Origin of the sequence: Caballeronia fortuita (assembly GCF_001544835.2) — a bacterium.
Taxonomy (GTDB): domain Bacteria; phylum Pseudomonadota; class Gammaproteobacteria; order Burkholderiales; family Burkholderiaceae; genus Caballeronia; species Caballeronia fortuita.
Genome location: NZ_FCNX02000002.1, coordinates 347,828 through 372,931 on the forward strand (window position 1 = coordinate 347,828; position 25,104 = coordinate 372,931).

The window sequence follows — 25,104 nt, forward strand, 5'->3', positions numbered from 1 at the left end:
ATCAAATAATCATCCGCGCCGCCTCCGCAAACGCCGCACCCGCCGGCGGCACATCGCGCCTCGCGATGCGCACGATCTCCACCGCGCGCGTTTGCGGCGGCTGCGTCGGCAGGCGTGCCAACTGAATTGCGATATCTGCGTGCGGTTCGTCGCAGCGCGCTTCCATCAACAGATTCATCTGATTCAGGCACAGCGTGCGCTCGGTCAACGAAATGAGCGCCGACGGCTCATCCAGCAATTCGATGATCGTCTGAATCTGCATCTCGATGGCATCCGCGAGCGAGCCGAGCGACGCGAGCGCGGCTTCGTTCTCTTCGAAATCGCGCTGCAGACGCGTAGCGTCGCCGGCGAGATCGGTCGATGCGATCAGGCTGCTCATCCCCGCGCCGCGCCGCCCGAGCATTTGCATGCGCGCGGTGAGCAGCGCGCGATATTCCTGCAACGCATCGCGCCGCGCTTCCTTCGCGCCGACGCGCGACATCGCCTCGAGCGCGAACTGCTCGACGATCCGCTGCACGAGTTCGTGTCTGAGCGCCTCGTCGGTCTCGCTGCAAAAGCGCATGCGCTTGTCGTCGAAACTCACCGCCGTGCGCGCGACATCCGTGCGCAACGCGCCGCCCTCCAATGCCGCGACGAGCACGCCGCGCTCGACGAGCGTCGCGCCCAGCACAGCAAAGGCATGGTCCGCGGCGATGTTGTCGTCGAACCAGCCGCGCACCTCGTGCGACTCGCCGATCACATGCACGATGTCGTCCGGCGTCGCGAACTTCGCGCGCAGATACGGATCGCTCGCCCATGCATCGGGCGCGGCATCGCGTGGCGCGGACAGTGCGGCGACCAGTTCGCGCGCATGATCGATCGTCTTGCCGACGGCAGGCGCAAGACGCTGCTCGTAGCGATTCGCAAGACGCACCTGCGGCGCAACGGCTACGATGCGCCCGAGCGCCTGCCTGACATCGTCACGCGCATGCGACTGATCGCGCCGGAAGAGCCAGTCGAACACGTTCATGCCATGATGTGCACGCCGCCATCCACGTAAAGCGTCTCGCCCGACATGCGGCGCGCGAAAGGCGTCGCGAGGAACGCGCACGTGAAGCCGACGTCCATGATGTCGACCAGTTCGCCGAGCGGCGCGCGCTGCGCGGCTTCGGTCAGCAGTACATCGAAGTCCTTGAGTCCGGATGCGGCGCGCGTCTTGAGCGGCCCCGGCGAGATCGCGTGAACGCGCACGCCCTGCGGCCCGAGTTCGTAGGCGAGATAGCGCGCGCAGGCCTCGAGCGCGGCCTTGACCGGACCCATCACGTTGTAGTTCGGAACGACCTTGTTCGCGCCGTGATAGCTCATCGTGAACATCGTGCCGCCGTCTTTCATGAGCGGCGCCGAGAGCCGCGCCATGCGCACGAACGAATGGCAGGAGATGTCCATCGCTTTCGCGAAGCCATCGGCGGAACAGTTCAGCAGGCCGCCCTGCAGATCGGCTTTCGGCGCCCACGCGATGGAATGCACGAGGATATCGAGCGTGCCCCACTCGCTCGCGATGCGCTCGAACACCGCGTCCATCTGATCCTGACTCGACGCATCGAGCGGCATGAAGATCGGCGCTCCGAGGTCTTTCGCGATCGGTTCGACATAGGGCCGCGCCTTGTCGTCGGCATAGGTGATGGCGAGATCGGCGCCCAGTTCGCGGAACGCCTTCGCGCATCCGTAGGCGATCGAGTGTTCGTTGGCGATGCCGGTCACGAGCGCTTTCGCGCCCTTCAGCACGGGCTGCGGGACAGTTGGCGTCACTCGGCTGCTCCTTTGCGTTGTCGGTCGATCAGCGCCAGTGCATGACGCGCGATCATCAGTTCCTCGTTGGTCGGAATAACCCACGCGCTCACCTTGCTCGACGCCGTGCTGATGCGCGCGCCGCCGTTCGCGCTGGCATCGGCGTTGGCGCTTGCATCGAGCTCGATGCCCCACCACGCCGCCGCTTCGCACACGCGCTGCCGTATCTCCTTCGAATGCTCGCCGATGCCCGCCGTGAACACGATCGCATCGAGCCCTTGCAGCGCCGCGCCCATCGAACCGAGTTCGCGGCCGATGCGATACACGTAGAGATCGACGGCAAAGCGCGCGCGTTCCTCGCTGCTGGCAAGAAGTGCGCGCATGTCGCCCGATATGCCCGACACGCCGAGCAATCCCGACTGCCGGTACAGCACGTCTTCGATATCGCGTGCGTTCATGCCGAGTTCGTCGAGCATATAGAGCAGCACGCCCGGATCGAGGTTGCCGCAGCGCGTGCCCATCATCAAGCCATCGACGGCGGTGAAGCCCATCGTGCTCGCGACGCTCTTGCCCGCGCGCATCGCGCACAGGCTCGCGCCGTTGCCCAGGTGCGCGACGACCGTGCGCCCGCGCGCGGCTTCAGGCGCGATATCCGGCAGCGCGCTCGCGATGTATTCGTACGACAGGCCATGAAACCCATAGCGCCGCACACCGTTCTTCGTGATCGACTCGGGCAGCGCGAACGCCTGCGCGATCGGCGCCTGCGTCGCATGAAAAGCCGTGTCGAAACACGCGACTTGCGGCAGGCCCGGATTGCGCTCGGCGATGATGCGTATCGGCTTGATGTTGTGCGGCTGATGCAGCGGCGCGAGCGGCGTGAGCTTGTCGAGTTGATCGAGCACCTCGGGGCTCGTCAGCACGGGTTTCGTGAAATGCGCACCGCCATGCACGACGCGATGCCCCACGCCGATCAACCGATGCCCCGCGCCATGTCCGCGCAAGAACGCGCCCAGATGCGCGATCGCGTCCGAATGTTCGAGCTTCGCACCCTCGCCCCAGCTCTTCTCGCCCGTCTTCTCGCCTTTCGCGTTATAGGCGACGAAATGCGGCGCGGTGAAGAGGCCTTCCACTTGTCCGTGGGAGACGAGCGCGAGTTGCGCGCCTTCGATATCGAACGCTCTGAACTTGATGCTCGACGATCCCGCGTTGAGAACCAGAATGACATCCGCCATGAATTCACCCCATTACCTGTGCTTCTTCGCGGCGCTTGGACGCCACGAGCGATGCGATCGCGCACGATGCGAGCCGCGATTGCAGCGAATCGGCGCGGCTCGTCAGAATGATCGGCACGCGCGCGCCGAGCACGATGCCGGCAGCATCCGCGTTCGCGAGAAACGACAAACTCTTCGCAAGCATGTTGCCCGCTTCGAGATCCGGCACGATCAGCACGTTCGCGCGTCCCGCGACGGGCGAATCGATCTTCTTCGTGTGCGCCGCTTCAAGATCGATCGCGTTGTCGAGCGCGAGCGGCCCGTCGACGAGCGCGCCCGTGATCTGGTGACGATCCACCATCTTGCAGAGCGCGGCGGCCTCCAGCGTCGACGGTACTTTCGGGTTCACCGTCTCCATCGCCGACAGAATCGCGACGCGCACCTCTGCGAAGCGCAGCGCGTGGCCGAGATCGATCGCGTTCTGCAGGATGTCGACCTTATCGGCGAGCGTCGGCGCGATGTTGATGGCCGCATCGCTGATGATGAGCACGTCGTCGTGGCCCGGCACGTCCATGATGAAGCAGTGCGACACGCGCCGCGACGTGCGCAGTCCGCCCTCGCGCTTCACGACCGCGGCCATGACTTCGTCGGTGTGCAGGCTGCCTTTCATGAGCGCCTCGGCCTTCGCCTCGCGCACGAGTTCCACCGCTTTCTCCGCGGCTGCGTGGCTATGCGGCGCATCGACGATCGGAAAGCCGGCGATGTTCAGCGCGCATTCGTCCGCGACTTCGCGGATGCGATCGCGTGGCCCGACGAGGAGCGGCGAGATCAGGCGCATCTCGTGCGCCCTCACCGCGCTTTCGAGCGATGTCCGGTCGCACGGATGCACGACCGCCACCGCGAGCGGCGGCAACGCCTGGCAAACCTCGATGAGCCGTACATATTTTTCGCGCGGCTGATTCATATCGCCCTCCGTGTGGATGTGAGATGCGCTTGCCGCCTCAATGCGCGGGCGCCGAACGTCGCGCGGCGCGCGTCGCCTTGACCGGCAGCGCCGCACGGATACGCGTGAGCATGTCCTGCTGCGCCGCCGTCAGTTCGATCCCTTGCAGGCGGCTGTCCGCGTGCAGCTTGTCGAAGAGCGTGAGGAGCTTCTTGCGATCGTCGCCGTCCTGAAGCAGACTGGGCAGCGTCGCGAGCGCTTCTTCCGGCTCGTAGCGCACGATGATTTCCTGTTCGCCGCGCATGCGCCGCCATTCGTCGCGCGGCATCTGCGGCAAATACTCGGCGTAATCCGCCGCGAGTTCCTGGCGCAGAATCATGCGCGCGAGCGGCAATGGTTCGTCGTGCCGCACGAGCAGACACGCGACGCGCGCGACGGCCTGCGCATAGCCGCCTTGCGCCACCGACGCGAGCGCTTCCTGAACGAACGGCAGATCGCGCGGATCGGCTTTCTGCTCGGTCGACGCATGCTCCTGCGCGTGATGCGCGGTGAACATGTTGCCGTACACGGAGAAGAACATCGCTTCGGTCGTCGCATCGCGCATCGCACGATAGTAGTCGAGGCTCGCGCTCACGATATCCGAGCCGCAATGTTCAGCGCGCCGCAACACGTCGCGTCCGGTGTCGGGCCGGCGCGCGGCCTTCACCGCGTTCGCCGCCGGGCCGAGCCATGCGAGCCACGGATTGAGATCGGAGAACATCCAGCGTTGCGCGCGCAGCGGATGAAACGCGCGCAGCATGGTCGCGGTGGCGTCGCTGGCCATCGCTTGCACGAAGGGCTGCGCGAAGAGTTCATATGCGCGCTGATTGAAATCCGATACCTGTTTCACCGCTTCGAACGGCAATTCGTCGATACGCTCGAAGCGATTGAAACGCGCGGCGACATCTTCGAGACGCCGTTCCTGAAAGCTCACGTCGTATTCGATCTTGCCGCTCTCGCCTCTTCGTTCCGCGATCTCCATGCCATACAGTCCTGGCGGGAACGATTCGATCGTCTCCAGCACCGATGCGATCTGCGTGTACTCCTTCTTCGCGACCTTGCCGCTCACGAAGATGCCGAGATGCCCGATGCTCTTGTGCATCAACCCGACGATGACTTGTCCGCGCGCCTTGATCTCGTCGGTGCTGCCGTAGATATCGGCGACCCAGTTGAAGGCCTGCTGCGGCGGCGTGATGTTGTCGCCCATCGATGCAAAGAGAATGATCGGCGACTTGATCGCGCGAAGATCGAACGACGCGCCCGACACGCCGCGCACTTCTCCCGACCAGAGCTGATTGCCGACGAAGAGATTGCGCGTGATCCATTCGATCTCTTCGCGGTTCATCAGATAATAGCCGCCCCACCAGCGCTCGAAGTCGAGAAAGCGCGGCGGCTCGGTATCGATCTTGTCGAAGAGCGTGTAGTACTTGTCCCAGAAGCTGTTCGCAGGATTGAGGTTCTCGAAGTTCTCGACGAGATACGCGCCGTCGAACTTGCCGTTGCCGAGGTCCGCCGTCAGCGACGCGAGCCACGTGCCGCCGAGCATGCCGCCTGAATAGCGCATCGGGTTGTCGCCCTCGCCTTCGCTCCATGCGCCGCTCCAGTACGACATCGGCGCGCCGTTGATGACGAGCGGTCCGGTATCGTCGGGCTGGGAGCTCGCAAGCATCATCGCGGCCCAGCCGCCCTGACAGTTGCCGACGATCGCGGGCTTCGCGCTGCCGGGATGCAGCTCTCGCACGTGCCTGACGAATTGCTGCTCGGCCGCGCATACGTCGATGAGCGTCTGGCCCGGCTGCGGATCGCGGAAGAACGTGACGAAGTACACCGGATGACCCGCGCGCAACGCGACGCCGACTTGCGAATCGTCCTTGAAACCGCCGATGCCGGGACCATGCCCCGCACGCGGATCGATGATGAGATACGGCCGCTTCGACGCATCGACGACGACACCCTCGGGCGGCACGATGCGCAACAACGCGTAGTTCACGGGGCGCGCAAAGGTGCGGCCATCGAGCAGCATTTCATGCGCGAAATGCAGCACCGGTTCGAGGCCGCGCTTCGTCTGCTCGATGAAGTTGTTGCCGCGCTGACGCAGCGTGTCCCAGAAGAGAATCGAACGCTGCATGACATCGACCGCGTAGGCGTAGCCGTTGAAACGATCCGCCTCGCCGTTGCCGAAGGCACGCACGCCTGCTTCGCGCGCGCGTTCGCTGAATTGCCGCTGCGCCAGTTCCGCGCGCTTCTGAAACACACGTGCGACCTTTTGCGCGATTTGCTGGCTGCGCGCCAGTTGACCTGCATACGTCATGACGTAACCTCCGCGACGAACTGCGTGCAAGGGGATAACGCTGGGAGCAAGCGGACCGATGATCTGGATACCATCAATAAAATATATGCGCAATGTGCGACAGGGAAGTGGCAAAAACGACGCAGCTAACGCGGTGCGGCATCGTCGTCATTGCGCGCAACAATCTCCCGGTACTTCGCGACGACATGTTCGAGGTTATAGAACATGCGCGCCTCGCCGAGCCGCGCGCCGAGCGGCGAACGGCGCACCGCCGCGAGCACGCCCGGATTCAGGCCCGCGAGCCACAGCGTCGTGCCGTTCGACGCAAGACGTTCATCCGCTTCGATCATCATCTTGAGCGCGGTGTATTCGACATCGAACACGCGGCTCAGATCGAGCACTACGATCTTCGCGCCGGACTCGCGCACGAGCGGCCTGATCTTTTCGGCGACACGTTGCGCGTTCGCGAAGAAGATGCGCCCTTCGGGACGCAGCAGCAAGAGGCCGGAAAACGCTTCGTCCTCGGGATGTTTCGATGAAGCGCGACGGAACACGTTGGTTCCCGGTATGCGCTTCAATGCGTACACGGGCGGATTCGATACCTGATGCGCGAGCGCGAAGAGCGACACCACGATCGCCACGACGATGCCCTCCAGCGTGCCCAGCAGCACCACGCCCGCGCATGCCGTGAGCGCCCAGACGAATTCGGTGCGGCGAATCTTCAGGATCGCGCGGAATTCCGCCGGACTGAACAAGCCGATCGAATAGAACACGACGACGGCGGCGAGCGTCGCATGCGGCATCAGCGCCATGAGCGGCGCGAAGAGCAGCATCACCGCGAGCGCGAGCGCCGCCGTCACGAGTCCCGCGAGCTGCGTGCGCGCGCCCGCCTGCCGGTTGACCGCCGTCTGGCTCGTTCCGCCGCCCGAGACCATCGCGCCGAACAATGCGCCGCCCGCGTTCGCAAGGCCGGTTGCGAGCAGTTCGCGGTTCGCATCGGGCGCGGGTTCGTCGTTGCGCGCGAACGCACGCGCCGCCGCGATGCTCTCGGTGAAACTCATCAACGCGATGCCGAGCGCGTCCGGCCACAGCTTCAATGCGAGCGATACATCCGGTCTTGTCCACGACGGCAATCCGGCCGGCACCGCGCCGACGGTTTCGACGCCGTGCGCGCGCAGACCGAGCGCGGCCACTGCGATGATCGCCGCCGCGACGACGAACAAGGGCGCGGGTGCGCGCGGTACGAAGCGTTCGAGCAAGATGAGCGCGGCGAGCGTCGCCAGCGCGAGCGCGAGCGTGCTCGCCGACAGATGCGGCAATCCGGCGACGAACGCGCCGACGTTATGAAAGAAAGATCCTTTCGCATAGTGAATGCCGAAGAGCTTCGGCAACTGATCCACGACGATGACGATCGCCACGCCCGCCTTGAAGCCGACGAGCACCGGCTCTGAAATGAAGTTCGCGACGAAGCCGAGGCGCAGCAGCGCGGCCGCCGCAAGCATGATGCCGACGAGCATCGTCAACGTCGCATTGGCGGTGGCGAGCGCAGCCGGATCGTCGCCTGCGACGGTCGCGGAAAGCGCGTTTGCGGCGAGAATCGCGAGCGTGGTCGTCGTGCTGACCGACAGTGCGCGCGACGTGCCGACGAACGCATAGACGAGCATCGGCACGCAGGCCGTATAGAGGCCGACCTGCACCGGCAAGCCCGCGATCGTCGCGTAGGCGAGCGCCTTCGGAATGACGACGGCTGCCGCCGTCAGTCCCGCGACGATATCGGCGCGCGCCCACTGTTTCCGGTAGTGAAACAGCCATTCGGGCGCGATGGACACGCGATGCGACATGACGTTGCCGTGCGCCGCTGCCGCGTTCAGAAACGTTCGGGCACGTAGCGCAACGGCCGGTCGCTCTCGCGATAGCCTTCCGGCTTTTGCCGCTTCGGCAGCTTCACCTTCTCGCGCGGCACGGCCTTGTACGGAATGTTCGTGAGCAGATGGCTGATGAGGTTCAGGCGCGCGCGGCGCTTGTCGTCCGAGCGCACGACGTACCACGGCGCGTGATCGGTATCGGTCGCATCGAACATGTCGTCGCGGGCGCGCGAGTAGTCGTACCAGCGGCTGTACGAGCGCAGGTCCATCGGCGAAAGCTTCCAGATCTTGCGTTCGTCTTGGATGCGTTCTTCGAGCCGTCGCGTCTGCTCTTCCTGTCCGACTTCGAGCCAGTATTTGAGCAGGATCACGCCCGAATCGATGATCGCCCGCTCGACCAGCGGCAAGCCCTTCAGAAAGTGCTTCGACTGCTCCTCGGTGCAGAAACCCATCACGCGCTCGACGCCCGCGCGGTTGTACCAGCTCCGGTCGAAGAGGATGATTTCGCCCGCAGCAGGAAGATGCGGCAGATAGCGCTGCACGTACATCTGCGTTTTCTCGCGCTCGGTCGGCGCGGGCAGCGCGACCACGCGGAAGATGCGCGGGCTCACGCGTTCGGTGATCGCCTTGATCGTGCCGCCCTTGCCCGCGCCGTCGCGCCCCTCGAACAGAATGCAGATTTTCGCACCCGTGTAGACGGCCCATTCCTGCAGCTTCACGAGTTCGACATGCAGGCGCGCGAGTTCCTTCTCGTACTGCTTGCGGCTCAATCGCCGATGCGCGCCCGCTCCCGCGCCTTCGTGCGCGCCCTTCGACTCGCCTTCAGCCTTGTCGTCCTTCATCGCGGTCTCCCCATGTTGTGCGACGCGACCCGCGCAGCCATGCCGATACCCCGCGCCGCACCGATGCGCGCGGCGCGCCTGTTTGTCGCGCCGCCGTCAGTTTTCGTTGCGCTCGGGCATGACCTGCACCACGAGCGTGCGATTTTTCCAGAACATGTTGTGGATGCGCGGCTGGAACGTGCGCAGCACGTGCGGCTCGACCGAATCGAAGGTGACGACCGCCGCCGGATGCTCGCCCGTGCCGGGCACGCGCTGGATCGAATCGTAGGGAGGAAAGCCGTAGTTGCAGAGAAACTGACGGATTTCTTCGTCGGTCGCGGACTCGTCCACATTGCCTAGCCAAAGATCGCCCATTGCAAGGTTCTCCGTAAAGTTTCGCGGTACCTTTTCGAAGCAATACACCAAGTCGCGTCTCAGGTCGATCCGTCACGGTTTCTCGATTTACGCTGCGCGAGCGGATTCAAAGCGACGACGAAGGTCACGATGCCGATGCCGAGCGCCCACATGCCATAGCGGAATTCGGGCTTCACGTCGTACAGCACCCCGTGAATCGTGAAGTACAGCCCGGCCAGCCAGATGAAAACGCCGATCGATGCAACCACCATGCGCGGCTCGTTCAGTCTCATCGATGTCTCCGGATGCTCGACGCGAGATAGCTTCAGTTTAGGAAATCCTTCGTCGCTATGTGAACACGCGTGCATGTGCGAGCTTGGCGCGCGGCGATCCTTACGCTACATTTTCTGCGTATGACCGTGGGATCGGGCAACGGCTCCGCGCACGCGACGACACGTCGGCGGAGCAGCCGAATGCAACGTACGACCAACCAGCCGTTCAACGTTGAGTCACGCCGCGCACATGCGAAAGCCGATCGATTCTTCGAGCCTGCCGCGACGCTTCGTCGTGCTCGCCACGCTTGTTATGCTCGCGGCGCTCGCCGCCGCGCCTCCAATGGCGCGGGCGCAAGCCGCGCCCGATCGCGCGGTCGTCGGCGCGAACGTGAAGAACTACGCGAACGCCGTGCTCGCGGTCATGTCCTACACCGCCGTGCCCGACGTCACGACGAGTTCGCTTTCCATCAACAGCAGCACGAGCGGCAATCCGGGCTTCGGCCAGACGCAGCTCGGCGGCGGCTTCACCCTCAGCCGGTCGTTTCCGCTCTATCTCGAAGGCACTGTCGCGTACAGCCGCTACGATCCGACCTTTCTCGCCACCGACGGCAACCAGGAGCGCCCGGTGCCCGCGAAATGGAACACAGCGAGCACGACCATTGGCATCGGCTGGGACTTTCCGATCACCGACGAGCTGCGCTTGCGGCCGATACTCAACGGCATGATCGGCCGCGTCGCGAGCGATTTGCGCGTCGCGCAGACGGTGTTCAATCACGTCGCCAATGCCAATCTGCAATTTCTCGAAGACGGCGCGCTCAATGCATACGGCCTCGGCGGTTCGCTGATGCTCGATCTGGAGCACTACCGCGAGCACTATGAAATCGATCTCGAACTGCGCGCAACGGATATCTATCTACGCAGCTTCGGCAGTTCGTCGGAGGCCGTGCAGGGTTCGGCCACCGCGCAGCAGTTCAGCCTGTGGGCGCGCTGGCGTGCGCCGACGGGCCTTGCCGCGCTCGACAGGCCCGTGCGCTACGTGCTCGAAACCGCGTATTCGCATTATTTCGGCGACAGCGCGGGCGTGCTCGGCTTCAACGATCTGACCTCGCTCGGCGTCGGGCTGGAACTGGACAGCAGCCGCTATCCCGTCGTCATCACACGCACGCGCGCGATGGTGCGCTACGTGTTCGGTCACAACGTACACGGCGTATCGTTCGGCTTCGCGGTCAGTTTCTGACGTTGCTAGAGCACGTTGCGCTGGCTCGGGTCGTATCGCGGGTCCGGCTGCTTCTGCGTTTGCCGCAGCACGCCTTGCGCATCGAAATAAAAATGGAACAGCATGTGGTCGATATTGTTTTCAAGGTACCGATACGTCCACACCTCGCGATCCATGCGCTTGAAATACGCGGTCTCGAACGGACGGCCGAACGCGATCATCACATCGTTGCGCGTCCACTTGCCGACTTCCGCGCGATAGAACTCGTTTTCCTGAAGCACTTGCCGAACACTGACGGTGTTGCCCGATGCATCGATATCGACGGCGGTGGTCGTCGAGCCCATCGGCTGAGTGGGCCACATGAGGCGCTTGCCGCCATCGGGCAGATCGTAGGTTTCCTTCGGCGGACCGAGCGTCGCGATCACCGCCTGCTGATCCATGCCCGGCTGCACGCGCTGTCCGGGCTGCGCGCAACCGCCGAGCGCAATGACGATGACGATGACCGTGGCAATCCCATGCATCGACCCGAATGCGAAGCGTTTTCTCATTCTTGTTCTCCGCGCGCGCGCCATCGAAGCTGACGCGCCTCGTTCGTCGTCACCACTGCGTGTTACTGGATCGAGTAGCCGCGTCCCTGCATGCACGCCGCCCACGCGCGATAGTACGTCGACATCGCACCCTGGCTCTGCGCCTGCGCATTGGCTTCCTGCGCGCGCTTGTTCTGCCGCGCGCGCATGCCGCCGCCCATCGTGCCCGCCGCCGCGCCGATGGCCGCGCCCTTGCCCGCATCGCCGGCAATCGCGCCGATCACCGCGCCGCCCGCCGCGCCGCGCGCCGCGCCGCCCACGCGCTCGCCGCCGCCTACCGCGGGTCCGCCTTGGGGCGGAGGCGCCTGCGATGCCGTCGCCGGATCGATGCCGGTGTTGCTCTTCGCCCAGCTATAGCAGGCGCCATCGTCCTTCTGTTGCTGCTGCGCGCTCTGGCCTTTCGATGGATACGCGATCGGCTTGCCCTGCGCGAGCGCATCGAGCGCCATCACGGCGATCACGATGGCGCAGCCCGCACGCAATATCATTGCATTCATGGCGACTCCTTGCCTCTTGTCGAGAGTTCGATTCCATCGGATGCGGCGCGCGCGCCCCGCGACTGTTTCGATGCACGACGCGGTGGTTACTGCGAGAACGGGAATGTGAATGGAGCGCCGCGATGATCGGCCATTCGAAGATATGCGAACCTTTCAGCGATTTCAAGAATCGCCGCATAGGTGTTTCTTCGATCGTTCGTCGGCGCTCTTCTTCGCGCGTTTCACCCGCCCAGCGCGATGATCGCCATCGTCAGAAGCACGCCGAGGGTCGTCATCGAAAGACCGGCTTTCCAGCCGCTCCAGCCCGCGTAGCCGCCGAGCGCGAAGCCGCAGACGAACAGCATCGCGAGCGTCAGCACGCGCGAAACCAGCAACGCGGTGGGCACGTGTGCGATGAGGACGAAGGGCGCGGCGACCGGAAACGTCGACAGCACGATGATGATGAAGATGCCCAGCGCCGCGAGAAAGTCGTCGCGTTCGAAGCGCGCGCGTTCGGGCAGGCTCGCGCTCGCCGCGATGCGTGTGCGGATCGCTTCGAGATCGGCGTCGGCGAAGAATGGATCGAGCGCGGCGGGCAGGCGCTCGCGCAATGCGCGCACGCCCGCCGCCGCGTCGCGTTCGCGATGCACGGCGAGTGCGAGCGCATGCCGGCGCGCGCGATCCGCGATCGTGCGCACGAGATACATGACGGCATCGGCGAGACCCCACGCGAGGTTGCAGCCGAGCGCCGTGTAGAGCATCTTGTGCCCCGCCGCGTCGCCGCCCGTCGCCGCCGATACCGTGCCGACGAAAGTCAGCGCCATGAAGAGGCCGAAGCACATCTCCGACACGCGATCGACCGTATCGAGCACCGGTTTGCGCGCCCGCTCGCCGGGAACGGTCTGCACGTTCGGCGCACGCATGGACGCGCGCGCCTAGCCGACCTTCACCTCGTTCTCCAGCGGCTGATTCTTCTCGAACGCCGTGATGCTCTGCAGCGTGGTCTCGCAGATCGTCGTCAACGCTTCGCGCGTCAGATACGCCTGATGCCCGGTCACGATGACATTGGGAAACGACACGAGCCGCTGAAAGATATCGTCGGTGATGATTTCGCTCGACAGATCGCGGAAGAAGAGATCGGCCTCCTGTTCGTAGACATCGATGGCGAGACCGCCGAGCTGGCCGGTCTTCAACGCCTCGATGACCGCTTCGGTGTCGATGAGCCCGCCACGGCTCGTATTGACGAGCAGCGCGCCGGGCTTCGCGCGCTTGAGCGTTTCCCGGTTGATGATGTGATGCGTCTGCGGCGTGAGCGGACAGAAGAGCGCGACGATATCCGCGCGCTCGCCGATCTCGCCCGCCGTCGCGTACTTGAGCCCGAGCGCTTCGAACTGCGGCGAAGGATAAGGATCGTAGCCGAACACATGACAGCCGAAGCCCTGCATGATCTTCGCGAACACGCAGCCGATCTTGCCCGTGCCGACCACCGCCACGGTCTTGCCGTACAGATCGAAACCGATCAGGCCATCGAGCGAAAAATTCGAATCGCGCGTGCGGTTATAAGCGCGATGCACCTTGCGATTGATCGCGAGCAGCAGCGCGACCGCGTGCTCCGCGACCGAATTCGGCGAGTAGTTGACGACACGCACGACGCGAATGCCGAGCCTCGCGGCGGCCGCGAGATCGACGTTGTTGAAGCCCGTGCAGCGCAGCGCGATGAGACGCGTGCCGCCCTTGTGCAGCGCTTCGAGAACCTGGGCATCGGCCTTGTCGTTGACGAAGATGCAGACCGCGCCATAGCCCGCCGCCAGCTCGACGGTGTCCATGTCGAGTGACATGTCGTGATACCTGAGCTTATGGTTCTCCACCTTGTTCGCCTGGTCGAGGAACGTCTTTTCGTAAGGCGTTGAACTGTAGATCGCCACTTCCATGATGCGCTCCTTGCAAAATGTGTGATGGCATGGTGGGGCAAAGCCTAACCCGCGGCAAGCGATATGGCGATCTGCACGAACAGCACCTTGACGATGGTCATCGACGGAAAAATCATCGCGTACATGATGTCGGGCTGATCCGTCGGCGCGATGCGATTGGCGAACGCGAGGATCGCCGGATTGCCCGTCGCGCCGCAGATCACGCCGATCGATGTGTCGAACGGCAGCTTGAAGATCCACAGGCAGCACACCGCCGTCACGGCCACGAGAACGAGCAGCGTGACGATGCCGTAGATCAGCAGCGCGGGGCCCGCGGTGCCGACCGTCGCGACGAACTTCGGCCCGCACGAGATGCCCACTTGCGCGAGAAAGATCGTGAGGCCGAGATTGCGCAGCACGAGGTTCGCGGAGAGCGGCATCACCCAGACGAACGGCCCGTTGCGGCGCGCCTTGCCCAGACACAGCGCAACCAGCAGCAGCGCCGCGAGGCCGAGGCTGAATGCGCCGAGACCCGGCACCGGCAGCGGAATCGCGCCGACCAGCAAGCCGACTGCCGCGCCGATGCCGAGACAGATGAAGCTCAGGTCCGCCGTGCCCTTGATCGAATCGCCGAAGAACGTGCGCATCGTCGCCTGATGCGCGCGATTGACGAGCAGGCCGACGCGATCGCCCGCTTCGAGAATCAGGTCGGGCGTCGAGATCATGTCGGCGTCGCCGCGCCGCACGTGCGCGATCGCGCAGTTCACGCCATCGGGAAAGCGGATGTTGCCGAGCGCCATGCCGACGACCGCCGGATTCGACGCGAACACGCGCATGTAGTCGAGGTCTTCGCGATGGCTCGACATGCGGCCCGGTTGCGCTTCGCCGCACAGCGTGGTGGCATCGTCGAGCAGACGGCGGTCGGTGGCGGTGGCGAGCAGCACGTCGTCTGCGCGCAAGGTGAAATCGGCTGTCGGCAATTGATTGTGATGCGCGCGCCGCACCGCCGCGATCATCACGCCCGAAGGCAGACGGCTCGCCAGTTCCGATAACTTCAGCCCGAAGAGACTGGCGTTTTTCAGCGCGATTTCCGCTGTTTCGAGAATCTTCGCGGGCGGCTTCTGGATCTTGACCTTGAGCGTCGCGTTCAGCAGATAGATGAAGAGGATCGGACCCGCGACGCCGAACGGATAGGAAATGCTGTAGGCCACGGCGGCGTCGTTGTTCTTCATCGATGCAATCGCGACCTGCAAACTCGCCGTGCTCGTGCCGCTGCCGGCGAACATGCCGAGCGCATCGGCGAGCTTGATGCCGAAGCGGATGAACGCGCACGACACGAGCCCCGCGACGATCACGCCGATGCACGCCGCGAGATTCGCTTTCACGCCCTCGCGGCTCGTCAGTCCGCGAAAGAATTGCGCGCCGTATTGAATGCCGATGCCATACAGAAACAGCAGCAGCCCGAGCGTGCCGAGCAGCGGTGGCGGCGCGGACTTCGGTGCGAACGCGCCGATTGCGAGCCCGACGAACAGCACCGCGCCCGAGCCGAGCGCCACGCCCTTGATGTTGATCTCGCCGATCAGATAACCCAGCGCGATCGTCAGAAAGAGCGCAAACAGCGACTGATTTTCGAGGAAGGTCCTGACTGCATCCATGCCGCCTCCTGTTGGGTGGACCAAGCAACTCAGCAGTACACGAACATTAAAGGCGCTTTGCGGCGCGGCGTCCAGCATCGGTGCAAGCATTGATGCATGCGTGCGGCGCCCGCTGTTTCGATATCCGTAACGATGTCGTACGACGATTCTTCGGAAGAAGCATCGGCTATTGCACGCCTTCGAGCAGCCCGAGCGCGATGGCGCGGCGCACCGCGTGCTTGCGCGAACTGGCGTCGAGCTTGCCGAAGAGATTCTTCAGATGCCACTTGACCGTGCCCTCGCCGACCATCGCCGCGAGCGCGATCTCCTTGTTGCTCAGGTTGCGCGCGAGCAGTTCGAGGATCTCGCGCTCCTTCGGCGTGAGGATCACGCTCGGCAGCGCGCGCGGGCCGCCCTCGCCGGCGCGCGGCGGCACGCGCACCACATGCGGCGGCACCACCGGACGCTCGCCCGGTTGCAGCGCGCCCGCCTCGCTCACGCGCCGCGCCCAGTCGGCGAGTTCGGGATGCGCGTCGATCACCACGCGCCCGAGGTGAAACGTGCGCGCAAGATTCAGCGCTTCGAGAAACGGCGCTTCGCCCTCGCCCGTCGCGCGTTCCTGCGCGAGCGCGCGCAAGGCCATCAGTTCGATGCGCTGGCGGCCGAGCTTCATCGTCGCCGCGATCTTTTCCGCGCGCGCGAGCGGTTCGATCGCGGCGGCCCAGTCCAGACGCGCGAGCGCCGCGCTGCCGTGCGCCATCGATTGAAGCATGTGCACCGGGCCGCTCCAGACCGGCCCGCGCCCTGCGATGTTGGCGGCGACGAGCGCATCGATGCGTTCGACGAGCGCATCGCAAGTCTGCGCGCGATAGCGTCCCGCATGCGCGCTCACCTGCTCCGCGAGGCTCGTCACGCACAGGCGCGGCAGATCGCGCGCGACGCCCATCGCGTGCAGCATTTCGAGCAGATCGAGCGAGCGATGTTCGTCGCCGCGCAAGGCCGCGATGCGCGCCGCCGTGCGATACGCGAGCACGACCGTCTCCGGCATCGCCGCGCGTTCGAGCACGTCGAGACGATTGGCGAGCAGCGCGCCGGCTTCGTCGATACGGTCGCTTTCATACGCGATCGACGCGCACGTTGCCGCGAACATGCACGTCAGCGGATGACGCCGTCCGAGATCGTCTTCGGCGCTCGCGAGCGCGGGAAGCAGCACGCTCTCCGCGAGCTTCACCTGGCCTTCGCGCAGCCATGTCAGGCCGACCATGTGATCGCCCCAGCGCACGACATAGCCGAGTCCCTTGCCGGTCTGCGCGCGCGTCACCGACTGCTGCAGACGGCGCGCCTGTGCCGGTTCGCCGAGCAGCATCGCGCGGGCGGCGAGGCGGTTCGCGTGCGCCTGCGCAAGCCACGAATCGCGCGGCGGCGGCGCGTGCGCCCACGGCTCGAAGAGCGCGAGGAAGCGGTCGGGATCGTCGGCGTACCATGCGGCCGCGCTCGATATCAGCGCGCATTCGTAGCGCAGGGCGTCGTCGGCGCCGGGCGATGCGAGCACGCGCTCGACCTGCCGCTGCGCCTCGGGATGACGCTCGCCCAGCGCGAGCGCCCACGCGACGGCGAGGCACAGGCGAGGGCGCTTTTCGAGTTCCGCTTCCGGCAGGCGCTCCAGCCAGTCGAGGACGGTATCGAGCTGGCCCTGCTTCACGGCGTCGTGCAGCGACTGCTCTGCGAGCGCATACGCATGCTCGCGCTCGCCCGCCGCATGCGCGTGGCGCGCCGCCTGTTCGAGCATGCCGCGCCCGCCGAGCCAGCGCGCCGCGCGCCGGTGCAAGCCCGCGCGTGCGTCGTCCGCGAGCGCGGCAAAGCGCGTTTGCAGCACGTCGCGCACGAGCGGATGAAGCCGGCACCAGTCGCTGTCCTCCGCCGTCACGAACACGGGCGTGTCGCGGGTGAGGCGCGCGAGGCGCTGCGGCGCATCGGCGTCGCCGGTCAGCTCCGCGCACAAGATCGGATGCAGCACGTCCACGACACTGATGTCGACGAGAAAGCGCTCGTCGCCGGACGAAAGCTCGCTCAAGAGCGCCGCGACGAGCGGTTCGCGCAGCCCGCGCGGGCCCGCCGCGAGATTGTCCAGCGCAGCGCGCGGGTCCTGCGCGCGCGCCATCGCGGTGAGCGCGAGTTGCAGGCCGAGCGGCCAGCCATCGGTGATTTCGAAGAGGCGCGCGCAGGCGTCGGCATCCACGCGCGCGCCGAAACGCTGCGTGACGAGCGCGATGGTTTCATCGACGCGAAAGCGCAGCGCTTCCGGCGCGACGAGCTCGGCCTGGCCGTAAGCGAGGAGTTCTCCGGCGTGCTTGTCGAGACCCTGCCGGCCCGCCGCGACCACGCGCAGATTCTGCGGCACGTTGTGCATCACGTAGTCGAGCATGTGCGCGCCCGCCTCGGGCAGCCGGTCGGCTTCGTCGACGATCAGCACGACGTCCATCGAAAGCTGCGCGAGTTCCGCGAGCCAGGCGGTGGCGAGATCGGACGCGCCGCCCGGCACGCCCGGACTGTCGGCAATGAGACGCCCGAACGAGGGCCGCGCGCAGCCGGTGCGGATCGCGTGAACGAGCCCGCGCAGAAAGCGGTTGGCGTCGTCGCGGTCGTCGGCGAGCAGCCACGCGACAGCCGCGCCGCGCGCGAGAAACTCGCGCCGCCATTGCGCGAGCAGCGAGGTCTTGCCGTAGCCCGCGCCCGCCTGCACGAGCACGATCTGGCTGCGCGCGGTGTCGGCGTTCAGGCGTGCGCGCGCGAGCAGCCCGGACGGCGCGCGCGGCGCCATCGTCTTCAGGACGAGTTCGGTGGATGGAGGGTCGGTGGGCATCGTTGATTTTTGTGATTCTTCTAGGATGGTTCGGATCGCGCGCATGCGTCAAGCCCCTCCCGCCGCGAGAGGGGCGCACACGCGACGTCCGCACTACGATTCAGTCAATCGTGTTATTGCAAGCCGAAGGATCATCATGTACCGACATCTGCTCGTGCCCGTCGAGTGCAGCGACGCCTGCGTCGAGGCGATCGGCCACGCGGCCGAGCTCGCGCGTTCGCTCGGCGCGCGCATCACGTTCGCCTGCCTGCATGCGAGCGCGAACGACGATGCGCGGCGGCATCGGCGGGAGGCGGCGCTGCTCGCCCGCGCTCAGGCCGCGGCGCGCGCACAGGGCGTGCCGGCGTCGGTGCTGGCGGCTGACGGCATCGGCATCGGCATCGGCGAGCGGGCATCGCGCGATTACGACCTCGTGTGCATCGCGCAAGGCAGCGCGGTGCCGCCCGTGCCCGGCGTCGCCGTGCTGGTGTGTCCGTGCGATGCGCGCCCGATGGTCGCCAGAGCGGTCGGCGCATTGCTCGCCGTGCATCGCATGCGCTCGGACGCTTACGACGACGCGCTGCGCACGCCGCATCCCGATGCGCGGACCATCGCGCGTCTTCGCGAAGTACATCGCGAAGAAGGCGCGCTGACGGCGGCGATACGCGAGCGAACATCCACGCTCGACGCCGAGCTCGACGAACTCGCGCGCCTCGCCGAACGCGAAACGGCGCTGCTCGCCCGCGTCGCGCAAGCGATCGAAAACGGCGAGCACGCGGACGACAGCCTGTTCGCCTGTGCGCGCTTCGCGTGCGAGCGCATGGGACGTATCGAAGGCGTCGTGCTGCCGGCTGCGCGCCGCTGCCTGCGCGACGCCGACTGGAGCGCGCTCGCCGACGGCGCTCACTGACGCAATCAACGAAACAGACACCGAAGGAGATGAAATCGATGGCACATGCAATCCGCTTCCACGAAACCGGCGGCCCCGACGTGCTGCGCTGGGAAGAAGTCGGCGTGGGCGAGCCCGGCCCGTCCGAAGTCCGTCTGCGTCACGAAGCCGTCGGGCTGAATTTCGCGGACACGTACTTCCGCTCCGGCCTCTATCCGGTGCCGCTGCCTTCGGGCATGGGCGTGGAGGCGGCGGGCGTCGTCGAGAAGGTCGGCGCGAACGTCACGCATCTGAAGGAAGGCGACCGCGTGACCTACACGGGTTTCATCAACACGCTCGGCGCGTACAGCACGGAGCGCATCATCGCCGCGGCGCCGCTCATCAAGCTGCCCGATGCGATCGACTGCACGCGCGCCGCCGCGATGACCATGCGCGGCCTCACCGCCGCGTATCTGATGACGCGCATCCGGCGCTTCGAGCGCGGCGACACGCTGCTTCTGCACGCGGCGGCGGGCGGCGTCGGGCTGATCGTGTCGCAATGGGCGAAGCTGCTCGGCGTCACGGTGATCGGCACGGTATCGAGCGAAGAGAAGGCGCGCGTCGCGCGCGAGCACGGCACGGCGCATGTGATCGACTACAGCCGCGAGGACGTGGCCGCCCGCGTGCGCGAACTGACCGATGGCAAAGGCGTGAACGCGGTCTTCGACAGCGTCGGCAAGACGACCTTCAACGCATCGCTCGATTCGCTCGCGCGGCGCGGTTTGATGGTGTGCGTCGGCACGGCGTCGGGGCCGATTCCGCCGTTCGATCCGCAATTGCTCGCGATGAAAGGCTCGCTCTATCTGACGCGCCCCGCGCTCGCGGATTACATCGCCGATCCGGCCGAGAAGAATGCGCTCGCATCGGAACTGTTCGATCATGTGGCGAGCGGGCGCATTCGCATCGAGATCAATCAGCGTTATGCATTGCAGGATGCGCGCGAGGCGCACCGCGATCTCGAAACGCGCAAGACCACGGGTTCGTCCGTGTTCGTCGTCTGAGGACACATCATGCATATCGAACGTCTCACCTGCGCGATCGGCGCGGAACTCGTCGACGTGAATCTCGCCGACGCCATTCACGACGACGCCCTCTTCGCCGATATCCGCGCCGCGCTGCTCGCGCATCGCGTGCTCTTTCTGCGCGATCAGGACATCACACGCGCCGAGCATGTCGCGTTCGCGCGGCGCTTCGGCGAACTGGAGGATCATCCGGTTGCGGGCAGCGATCCCGAGTATCCGGGGCTCGTGCGTATCTACAAGTCGCCCGATCAGCCGAACGACCGCTATGAGAACGCGTGGCACACGGATGCGACTTGGCGCGCCGCGCCGCCGTTCGGCTGCGTGCTGCGCTGCGTGGAAACGCCTGCCGTCGGCGGCGACACGATGTGGGCGAACATGGCGCTCGCGTATGAAAACCTTCCCGTACATATCAAGGAACAGATCGCCGATCTGCGCGCGCGGCACAGCATCGAGGCGAGCTTCGGTGCTGCGATGCCGATCGAGAAGCGTCTCGCGCTCAAGGCGCAATTTCCCGATGCCGAGCATCCGGTCGTGCGCACGCATCCAGAAACCGGCGAGAAGGTGCTGTTCGTCAACGCGTTCACGACGCACTTCACGAACTATCACACGCCCGGGCGCGTGCGCTTCGGGCAGGACGCGAATCCCGGCGCGGGGCAATTGCTCGCGTATCTGCTGAGCCAGGCGTATATCCCGGAATATCAGGTGCGCTGGCGCTGGTCGAAGAACAGCGTCGCCATCTGGGACAACCGCAGCACGCAGCATTACGCGGTGATGGACTATCCGCCGTGCCATCGGAAGATGGAGCGCGCGGGCATCATCGGCGACGTGCCGTTCTGAGCGGCGCGATCAGTCCCGAAGGCCGCGCAGGATGTTCGCCGCCGCGTGCGCCGCCACTTCGCAGCCGAGGACGATATGCGCCTCGGCCGTATCCTCGATGAAATCGTGACTGACTCCGCCGATGCTCGGCACGAACAGCATGCACGCGGGCACATGATGCGCGATGACCTGCGCATCGTGCGACGCGCCGCTCGGCATGCGCTCCCATTGACCCGGCGCGAGTGCATCGGCGGCGTCGGCGAGGTGCGTCTGCAACGCGGCGTCCATCTGGACGGGTTGCTCGGGCGGCTCGCTGTCCGTCACCGCGACGCCGATTTTCCCTTCGGCGTTGAAGTCGCGGACGAGCGCGGCGAGCGCGGCGTCCATCGCGCGTAGACGATGCGCGCTGGCGTCGCGATATTGCAGATACAGGTCCGCCGCGCCCGGCACCACGCTGAACGAGCCCGGATCGAGCTCGATGCGCCCGACGGTCCAGACGGTGTCCGCATCCGCGATACGGCGAAACGCTTGGTCCATGCGGGCGATGAACGCGACGAGCGCCGCGCCCGCATCGCGCCGGATCGACATCGGCGTCGTGCCCGCGTGATTGCGCTGTCCCGTGAAGCGCAGCTTCAGCTCGCGAATGCCGACGATCGTCGTCACCACGCCGATCGACTTGCCGTTCGCCTCCAGCCGCCCGCCCTGTTCGATGTGCGGTTCCAGATAGGCCTTGTGCCGCGTCCTGTCGATATGCACGCGCGGCGTGCCGGTGAGTCCGGCTTGCCGCAACGCATCGCCGAGCAGGACGCCTTCGCGATTGCGCGCACCGCGCACGGCATCGTCGACGTGTTCGCCGACGAAGCTGCGGCTGCCGAGAAAGCCCGCGAACGTGCCTTCCTCGTCGATCCACGATGCGACGTCCACCGCGAAATCCCGCGTTGCTTCGCACTCGGCGAGCGCGCGCGCGATTTCCAGGCCGTAGATGACGCCGAGCGCGCCGTCGAGCCAGCCGCCGGTCGGCTGCGTATCGGTATGCGAGCCGATCAGCAGCGCCGGCCCGGCGTTGCGCGAGCGGCCGAACACATTGCCGACGCCGTCGATGGTCGCGGACAGACCCGCGTCGTTCATGCGCGAGACGAGCCAGTGGCGCGCGTCCATATCGACCGGTGAGAGCGACAGGCGCACGACGCCCGGTCCGGTCGCGCCGAACGTGCGCAGATGGCGGAGATCGGCGAGCAGTCGCGCGGGATTGATTTTTAGCACGGCAAAGTCCTTGTCGATGAAGTTCACGCCGGCGTGCGCGCGTCGCGCCGCACTTCCTGCGGCGGCACGCCGAAGCCGCGCATGAAGGCCTCGCGCATATGGCGTCGATCCCTGAAACCCGTTTCCTGCGCGATGGTTTCGAGCGAATGACGGCTTTGCTCGATCATCAGGCGCGCCGCTTCCAGCCGCAGACCTTCGACAGCCTTCGCCGGCGACTGCCCCGTTTCCATCGTGAAGACGCGGCTGAACTGACGCGGGCTCAGATGCGCTTCGCCCGCGAGTTCCTCGACCGTCAGCGTCCGGTTCAGATTCTTGCGCGCATAATTCAGCGCGTTCTGGATGCGGTCGGACTTCGGTGCGAGATCGAGCATTTCCGAGTGCTGCGACTGGCCGCCCGCGCGACGCTGATGCATCACGAGCTTGTGCGCGACCGAACGCGCGATGTCCGCGCCGAGATCCTTCTCGACCATCGCGAGCGCGAGATCGAGACCCGCGGTCATGCCCGCCGATGTCCAGATCGGTCCATCCACGATGAAGATGCGGTCTTCCTCCACGCGCACGTCGGGAAAAAGGCGCTGCATGTCACGCGCGTAGACCCAGTGCGTGGTCGCGCGGCGGTTCGCGAGCAGGCCCGCCTCGGCCAGCACGAAGCCGCCCGTGCAGATGCCCGCGATGCGTCTTGCACGCGCGCCCTCGCGGCGTAAAAACGCGCGCACGCCGAGAGGCGACGGTTGCGCGAGCGGCGCGGTGACGCCCACGGCGAGCCACGTATCGATCGATGCGCGCGCCGTCATCTGGCGCGTGCCGACGCTCATGCCGAGCGACGAGCGCACTTCGCCGCCGCTTTCCGAGAAATTCTCGACGCCGTAGAACGCTTCGCCCGCGACGTCGTTCGCCATTTCGAAGACCGTCTGCGATGCGAGCGCCATGATCTGGAAGCCGTCGCTCAAAAGATAGCCGATGCGGTGCATGTCGTTTCCCGTTTCGTTGTCCTGTCGCGCAATGTCACGAATCCGTACCTTATACGTCATTTGCGTCACGGTCAAATTCGCCCAGAATTCACTCACTCGATCAACTACTTGTTTCGGACGGAGTGAAATCATGACTCAGACACACCTCGGCACGGCGCTCGTCACGGGCGCATCTTCGGGCATCGGCGCGATCTACGCGGAACGCCTCGCGCGACGCGGCTACGATCTGATTCTGGTCGCGCGCAATCGCGAACGGCTGACCGCGCTCGCCGAGCGCATCACGAACGACACGCGCCGCAACGTCGAAATTCTCGACGCCGATCTGAACGACCGGCACGCGCTCGCCACGATCGAAACGAAGCTGAAGGAAGACGCGAGCATCACGCTGCTCGTGAACAACGCGGGCTTCGGCACGCATACGCCTTTGCTCGACAGCGACGTCGATGCGATGACGCGCATGGTCGACCTCAACGTGACGGCGCTCACGCGTCTGACGTATGCGGCGGTGCCGGGCTTCGTCGCGCGCGGCAGGGGCGCGGTGATCAATATCGCGTCGATCGTCAGCATCGCCCCGGAGATCCTGAATGGCGTGTACGGCGGGACCAAGGCGTTCGTGCTGGCGTTCAGCCAGTCGTTGCATCGTGAGCTTGCAGGCACGGGCGTGCGCGTGCAGGCCGTGCTGCCTGGCGCGACGGCGACCGAGTTCTGGGAAACGGGCGGCTTGCCGATCGAGAATCTCGACAAGGCGATCGTGATGTCGGCGGCCGATTTGGTCGATGCGGCGCTGGTCGGTTTCGATCGCGACGAACTGGTGTCGATTCCGTCGCTGCACGACGGCGCGAAGTGGGACGCGTTCGAAGCGGCGCGGCAGGCGATGGCGCCCGAGTTGTCGACGAACAAGCCAGCGGCGCGCTACGTCGCTTGAACGATAAAAAGGACAGACATCATGGACATGACGGGAAACACCATCTTCATTACGGGCGGCACGTCGGGCATCGGGCGGGCGCTGGCCGAAGCGTTTCATCGGCGGGGCAACAAGGTGATCGTCGCGGGCCGGCGCCGCGCATTGCTCGACGAAGTGGCAAGCGCGAACCCGGGCATCGATACGGTCGAACTGGATATCGGCGATGCTGCGCAGATTCGAACAGTCGCGCGGCAGCTCATCGCGAAGTATCCGGCGTTGAACGTGGTCATCAATAACGCGGGCATCATGCCGTTCGACGATGCCGGCGGCGCGCTCGACGACGCGCAGGCCGTGCGTCTCGTCGAAACGAATCTGCTGGGTCCGGTGCGCGTGAGCGCGGCGTTCGTCGAGCATCTGAAAGCGCAGCCGCGCGCGTGGATCGTCAACAACAGTTCGGTGCTCGCGTTCGTGCCGCTCGCCGCGACCGCGCTGTATTCGGCGACGAAGGCCGCGATTCATTCGTATTCCATGTCGCAACGTTTCGTGCTGCGCGATACGAACGTGCGCGTGCTGGAACTCACGCCGCCGTGGGTCGATACGGACCTGATCCACAAGAGCGGCGATCCCCGCGCGATGCCGCTCGACGCGTTCATCGACGAGGTGATGGCGAAGCTGCCCGACGCGACGACGGAAGTCGTGGTCGATCCGGCCAGGCCGATGCGCGATAACGCCGGGCCGAACGAGCACGCTTTCGTCGAGCAGTTCAATCGGTTCGTGGTGGAGAATCCGATACCGGTGGAGTGAAGCACATCACGAGCGGCACCACCGCGAGCGCCGCGCCGGCATGGCAAGCCGCCGGCGCGCCATATCGATCCGAGATCCATCCCGCGATCGCTCGACCGCACCATGCACGCGCCGCTCGCGACGTTGAACACGCCGAACACGGTGCCGCGCAGCGAAGGCGGCGCCG

At 65.7% G+C, this 25,104-nt stretch carries 23 protein-coding genes; 6 read left to right on the plus strand and 17 right to left on the minus strand.

From position 1 onward, the window contains the following. Position 1 precedes the first annotated feature (1 nt). From AWB77_RS05845 to AWB77_RS05885, 9 genes are all read right to left on the minus strand, one after another. Positions 2-1,009: a hypothetical protein gene (locus tag AWB77_RS05845; protein WP_061133444.1), complete on the minus strand. Its 1,008-nt coding sequence runs from the start codon at positions 1,007-1,009 to the stop codon at positions 2-4. Continuing rightward, the gene (gene fabI / locus AWB77_RS05850) at positions 1,006-1,788 is read right to left on the minus strand and encodes an enoyl-ACP reductase FabI (RefSeq protein WP_061133445.1); all 783 of its coding nucleotides are present in this window, start codon (positions 1,786-1,788) and stop codon (positions 1,006-1,008) included. Before fabI ends, AWB77_RS05845 begins: the two co-directional genes overlap by 4 nt. Beyond that, positions 1,785-2,999, minus strand: coding sequence for an acetate/propionate family kinase (locus tag AWB77_RS05855; protein WP_061133446.1), 1,215 nt, complete (start codon positions 2,997-2,999; stop codon positions 1,785-1,787). The genes fabI and AWB77_RS05855 overlap by 4 nt, the downstream gene beginning before the upstream one ends. 4 nt (positions 3,000-3,003) lie before the next feature. Further along, entirely contained in the window at positions 3,004-3,960 is a 957-nt protein-coding gene (locus AWB77_RS05860) for a phosphate acetyltransferase (protein WP_279616171.1), read from the minus strand. A 19-nt stretch (positions 3,961-3,979) separates the two neighbouring features. Further along, on the minus strand, positions 3,980-6,271 hold the full coding sequence (locus AWB77_RS05865; RefSeq protein WP_061133448.1) for a DUF3141 domain-containing protein: 2,292 nt from the start codon (positions 6,269-6,271) through the stop codon (positions 3,980-3,982). Between the two features lie 125 nt (positions 6,272-6,396). Beyond that, positions 6,397-8,091, minus strand: a complete 1,695-nt coding sequence (locus AWB77_RS05870) for a SulP family inorganic anion transporter (protein WP_061133449.1) — start codon at positions 8,089-8,091, stop codon at positions 6,397-6,399. Between the two features lie 26 nt (positions 8,092-8,117). Further along, entirely contained in the window at positions 8,118-8,957 is an 840-nt protein-coding gene (ppk2, locus tag AWB77_RS05875; protein ID WP_061133450.1) for a polyphosphate kinase 2, read from the minus strand. 96 nt (positions 8,958-9,053) lie between these two features. After that, complete coding sequence (locus AWB77_RS05880) at positions 9,054-9,311, minus strand: RNA recognition motif domain-containing protein (RefSeq protein ID WP_061133451.1); 258 nt, start codon at positions 9,309-9,311, stop codon at positions 9,054-9,056. Between the two features lie 59 nt (positions 9,312-9,370). Then, positions 9,371-9,583, minus strand: a complete 213-nt coding sequence (locus tag AWB77_RS05885; protein ID WP_063936480.1) for a DUF2964 family protein — start codon at positions 9,581-9,583, stop codon at positions 9,371-9,373. A gap of 322 nt (positions 9,584-9,905) precedes the next feature. Between AWB77_RS05885 and AWB77_RS05890 the strand changes: the two genes are divergently transcribed. Continuing rightward, entirely contained in the window at positions 9,906-10,802 is an 897-nt protein-coding gene (locus tag AWB77_RS05890; RefSeq protein ID WP_244158474.1) for a hypothetical protein, read from the plus strand. A 5-nt stretch (positions 10,803-10,807) separates the two neighbouring features. Here AWB77_RS05890 and AWB77_RS05895 read toward each other — a convergent pair whose 3' ends face one another. From AWB77_RS05895 to AWB77_RS05920, 6 genes are all read right to left on the minus strand, one after another. Then, the gene (locus AWB77_RS05895) at positions 10,808-11,329 is read right to left on the minus strand and encodes a hypothetical protein (protein WP_061133453.1); all 522 of its coding nucleotides are present in this window, start codon (positions 11,327-11,329) and stop codon (positions 10,808-10,810) included. Between the two features lie 62 nt (positions 11,330-11,391). Next, complete coding sequence (locus AWB77_RS05900) at positions 11,392-11,856, minus strand: glycine zipper family protein (protein WP_244158475.1); 465 nt, start codon at positions 11,854-11,856, stop codon at positions 11,392-11,394. 230 nt (positions 11,857-12,086) lie between these two features. After that, a complete protein-coding gene (locus AWB77_RS05905) occupies positions 12,087-12,767 on the minus strand; it encodes a VIT1/CCC1 transporter family protein (RefSeq protein WP_061133455.1) in 681 nt (226 codons plus the stop codon). 12 nt (positions 12,768-12,779) lie between these two features. Further along, positions 12,780-13,775 carry a 2-hydroxyacid dehydrogenase gene (locus AWB77_RS05910; RefSeq protein ID WP_061133456.1) on the minus strand — a complete coding sequence of 332 codons (996 nt, stop codon included), beginning with the start codon at positions 13,773-13,775 and terminating at the stop codon, positions 12,780-12,782. A gap of 44 nt (positions 13,776-13,819) precedes the next feature. Further along, entirely contained in the window at positions 13,820-15,409 is a 1,590-nt protein-coding gene (locus AWB77_RS05915; protein ID WP_061133457.1) for an aspartate:alanine exchanger family transporter, read from the minus strand. Between the two features lie 166 nt (positions 15,410-15,575). Next, the gene (locus AWB77_RS05920; protein WP_061133458.1) at positions 15,576-18,251 is read right to left on the minus strand and encodes a winged helix-turn-helix domain-containing protein; all 2,676 of its coding nucleotides are present in this window, start codon (positions 18,249-18,251) and stop codon (positions 15,576-15,578) included. A 136-nt stretch (positions 18,252-18,387) separates the two neighbouring features. On the opposite strand from AWB77_RS05920, the gene AWB77_RS05925 reads away from it, so the two are divergent. Genes AWB77_RS05925 through AWB77_RS05935 form a run of 3 tightly spaced genes read left to right on the plus strand, consistent with a single transcriptional unit; the run spans position 18,388 to position 21,017 of the window. Continuing rightward, positions 18,388-19,140 (plus strand): universal stress protein, encoded by a 753-nt coding sequence (locus tag AWB77_RS05925; RefSeq protein ID WP_061133459.1) that lies wholly within the window; start codon positions 18,388-18,390, stop codon positions 19,138-19,140. A 38-nt stretch (positions 19,141-19,178) separates the two neighbouring features. Then, on the plus strand, positions 19,179-20,159 hold the full coding sequence (locus AWB77_RS05930; protein WP_061133687.1) for a quinone oxidoreductase family protein: 981 nt from the start codon (positions 19,179-19,181) through the stop codon (positions 20,157-20,159). Positions 20,160-20,168: 9 nt separating this feature from the next. Next, positions 20,169-21,017: a TauD/TfdA dioxygenase family protein gene (locus AWB77_RS05935; protein WP_061133460.1), complete on the plus strand. Its 849-nt coding sequence runs from the start codon at positions 20,169-20,171 to the stop codon at positions 21,015-21,017. A 9-nt stretch (positions 21,018-21,026) separates the two neighbouring features. Here the strand turns inward: AWB77_RS05935 and AWB77_RS05940 are convergent, their stop codons facing one another. After that, on the minus strand, positions 21,027-22,259 hold the full coding sequence (locus AWB77_RS05940) for a Zn-dependent hydrolase (RefSeq protein ID WP_061133688.1): 1,233 nt from the start codon (positions 22,257-22,259) through the stop codon (positions 21,027-21,029). A gap of 23 nt (positions 22,260-22,282) precedes the next feature. Further along, the gene (locus AWB77_RS05945; RefSeq protein ID WP_061133689.1) at positions 22,283-23,230 is read right to left on the minus strand and encodes a GlxA family transcriptional regulator; all 948 of its coding nucleotides are present in this window, start codon (positions 23,228-23,230) and stop codon (positions 22,283-22,285) included. A gap of 130 nt (positions 23,231-23,360) precedes the next feature. Here AWB77_RS05945 and AWB77_RS05950 point away from each other — a divergent pair, with 130 nt between their 5' ends. Continuing rightward, positions 23,361-24,155 carry an SDR family NAD(P)-dependent oxidoreductase gene (locus tag AWB77_RS05950; protein WP_061133461.1) on the plus strand — a complete coding sequence of 265 codons (795 nt, stop codon included), beginning with the start codon at positions 23,361-23,363 and terminating at the stop codon, positions 24,153-24,155. A gap of 21 nt (positions 24,156-24,176) precedes the next feature. Beyond that, on the plus strand, positions 24,177-24,938 hold the full coding sequence (locus AWB77_RS05955) for an SDR family oxidoreductase (protein ID WP_061133462.1): 762 nt from the start codon (positions 24,177-24,179) through the stop codon (positions 24,936-24,938). Positions 24,939-25,104: the final 166 nt, after the last annotated feature.

Excerpts from the sequence above, each read along its gene's own strand:
- AWB77_RS05845 (WP_061133444.1), bottom strand. The coding sequence starts at position 1,009 with ATGAACGTGTTCGACTGGCTCTTCCGGCGCGATCAGTCGCATGCGCGT.
- AWB77_RS05855 (WP_061133446.1), bottom strand. The coding sequence starts at position 2,999 with ATGGCGGATGTCATTCTGGTTCTCAACGCGGGATCGTCGAGCATCAAG.
- AWB77_RS05865 (WP_061133448.1), bottom strand. The coding sequence starts at position 6,271 with ATGACGTATGCAGGTCAACTGGCGCGCAGCCAGCAAATCGCGCAAAAG.
- AWB77_RS05870 (WP_061133449.1), bottom strand. The coding sequence starts at position 8,091 with ATGTCGCATCGCGTGTCCATCGCGCCCGAATGGCTGTTTCACTACCGG.
- ppk2 (WP_061133450.1), bottom strand. The coding sequence starts at position 8,957 with ATGAAGGACGACAAGGCTGAAGGCGAGTCGAAGGGCGCGCACGAAGGC.
- AWB77_RS05880 (WP_061133451.1), bottom strand. The coding sequence starts at position 9,311 with ATGGGCGATCTTTGGCTAGGCAATGTGGACGAGTCCGCGACCGACGAA.
- AWB77_RS05885 (WP_063936480.1), bottom strand. The coding sequence starts at position 9,583 with ATGAGACTGAACGAGCCGCGCATGGTGGTTGCATCGATCGGCGTTTTC.
- AWB77_RS05890 (WP_244158474.1), top strand. The coding sequence starts at position 9,906 with ATGGCGCGGGCGCAAGCCGCGCCCGATCGCGCGGTCGTCGGCGCGAAC.
- AWB77_RS05895 (WP_061133453.1), bottom strand. The coding sequence starts at position 11,329 with ATGAGAAAACGCTTCGCATTCGGGTCGATGCATGGGATTGCCACGGTC.
- AWB77_RS05900 (WP_244158475.1), bottom strand. The coding sequence starts at position 11,856 with ATGATATTGCGTGCGGGCTGCGCCATCGTGATCGCCGTGATGGCGCTC.
- AWB77_RS05905 (WP_061133455.1), bottom strand. The coding sequence starts at position 12,767 with ATGCGTGCGCCGAACGTGCAGACCGTTCCCGGCGAGCGGGCGCGCAAA.
- AWB77_RS05910 (WP_061133456.1), bottom strand. The coding sequence starts at position 13,775 with ATGGAAGTGGCGATCTACAGTTCAACGCCTTACGAAAAGACGTTCCTC.
- AWB77_RS05915 (WP_061133457.1), bottom strand. The coding sequence starts at position 15,409 with ATGGATGCAGTCAGGACCTTCCTCGAAAATCAGTCGCTGTTTGCGCTC.
- AWB77_RS05920 (WP_061133458.1), bottom strand. The coding sequence starts at position 18,251 with ATGCCCACCGACCCTCCATCCACCGAACTCGTCCTGAAGACGATGGCG.
- AWB77_RS05925 (WP_061133459.1), top strand. The coding sequence starts at position 18,388 with ATGTACCGACATCTGCTCGTGCCCGTCGAGTGCAGCGACGCCTGCGTC.
- AWB77_RS05930 (WP_061133687.1), top strand. The coding sequence starts at position 19,179 with ATGGCACATGCAATCCGCTTCCACGAAACCGGCGGCCCCGACGTGCTG.
- AWB77_RS05935 (WP_061133460.1), top strand. The coding sequence starts at position 20,169 with ATGCATATCGAACGTCTCACCTGCGCGATCGGCGCGGAACTCGTCGAC.
- AWB77_RS05945 (WP_061133689.1), bottom strand. The coding sequence starts at position 23,230 with ATGCACCGCATCGGCTATCTTTTGAGCGACGGCTTCCAGATCATGGCG.
- AWB77_RS05950 (WP_061133461.1), top strand. The coding sequence starts at position 23,361 with ATGACTCAGACACACCTCGGCACGGCGCTCGTCACGGGCGCATCTTCG.
- AWB77_RS05955 (WP_061133462.1), top strand. The coding sequence starts at position 24,177 with ATGGACATGACGGGAAACACCATCTTCATTACGGGCGGCACGTCGGGC.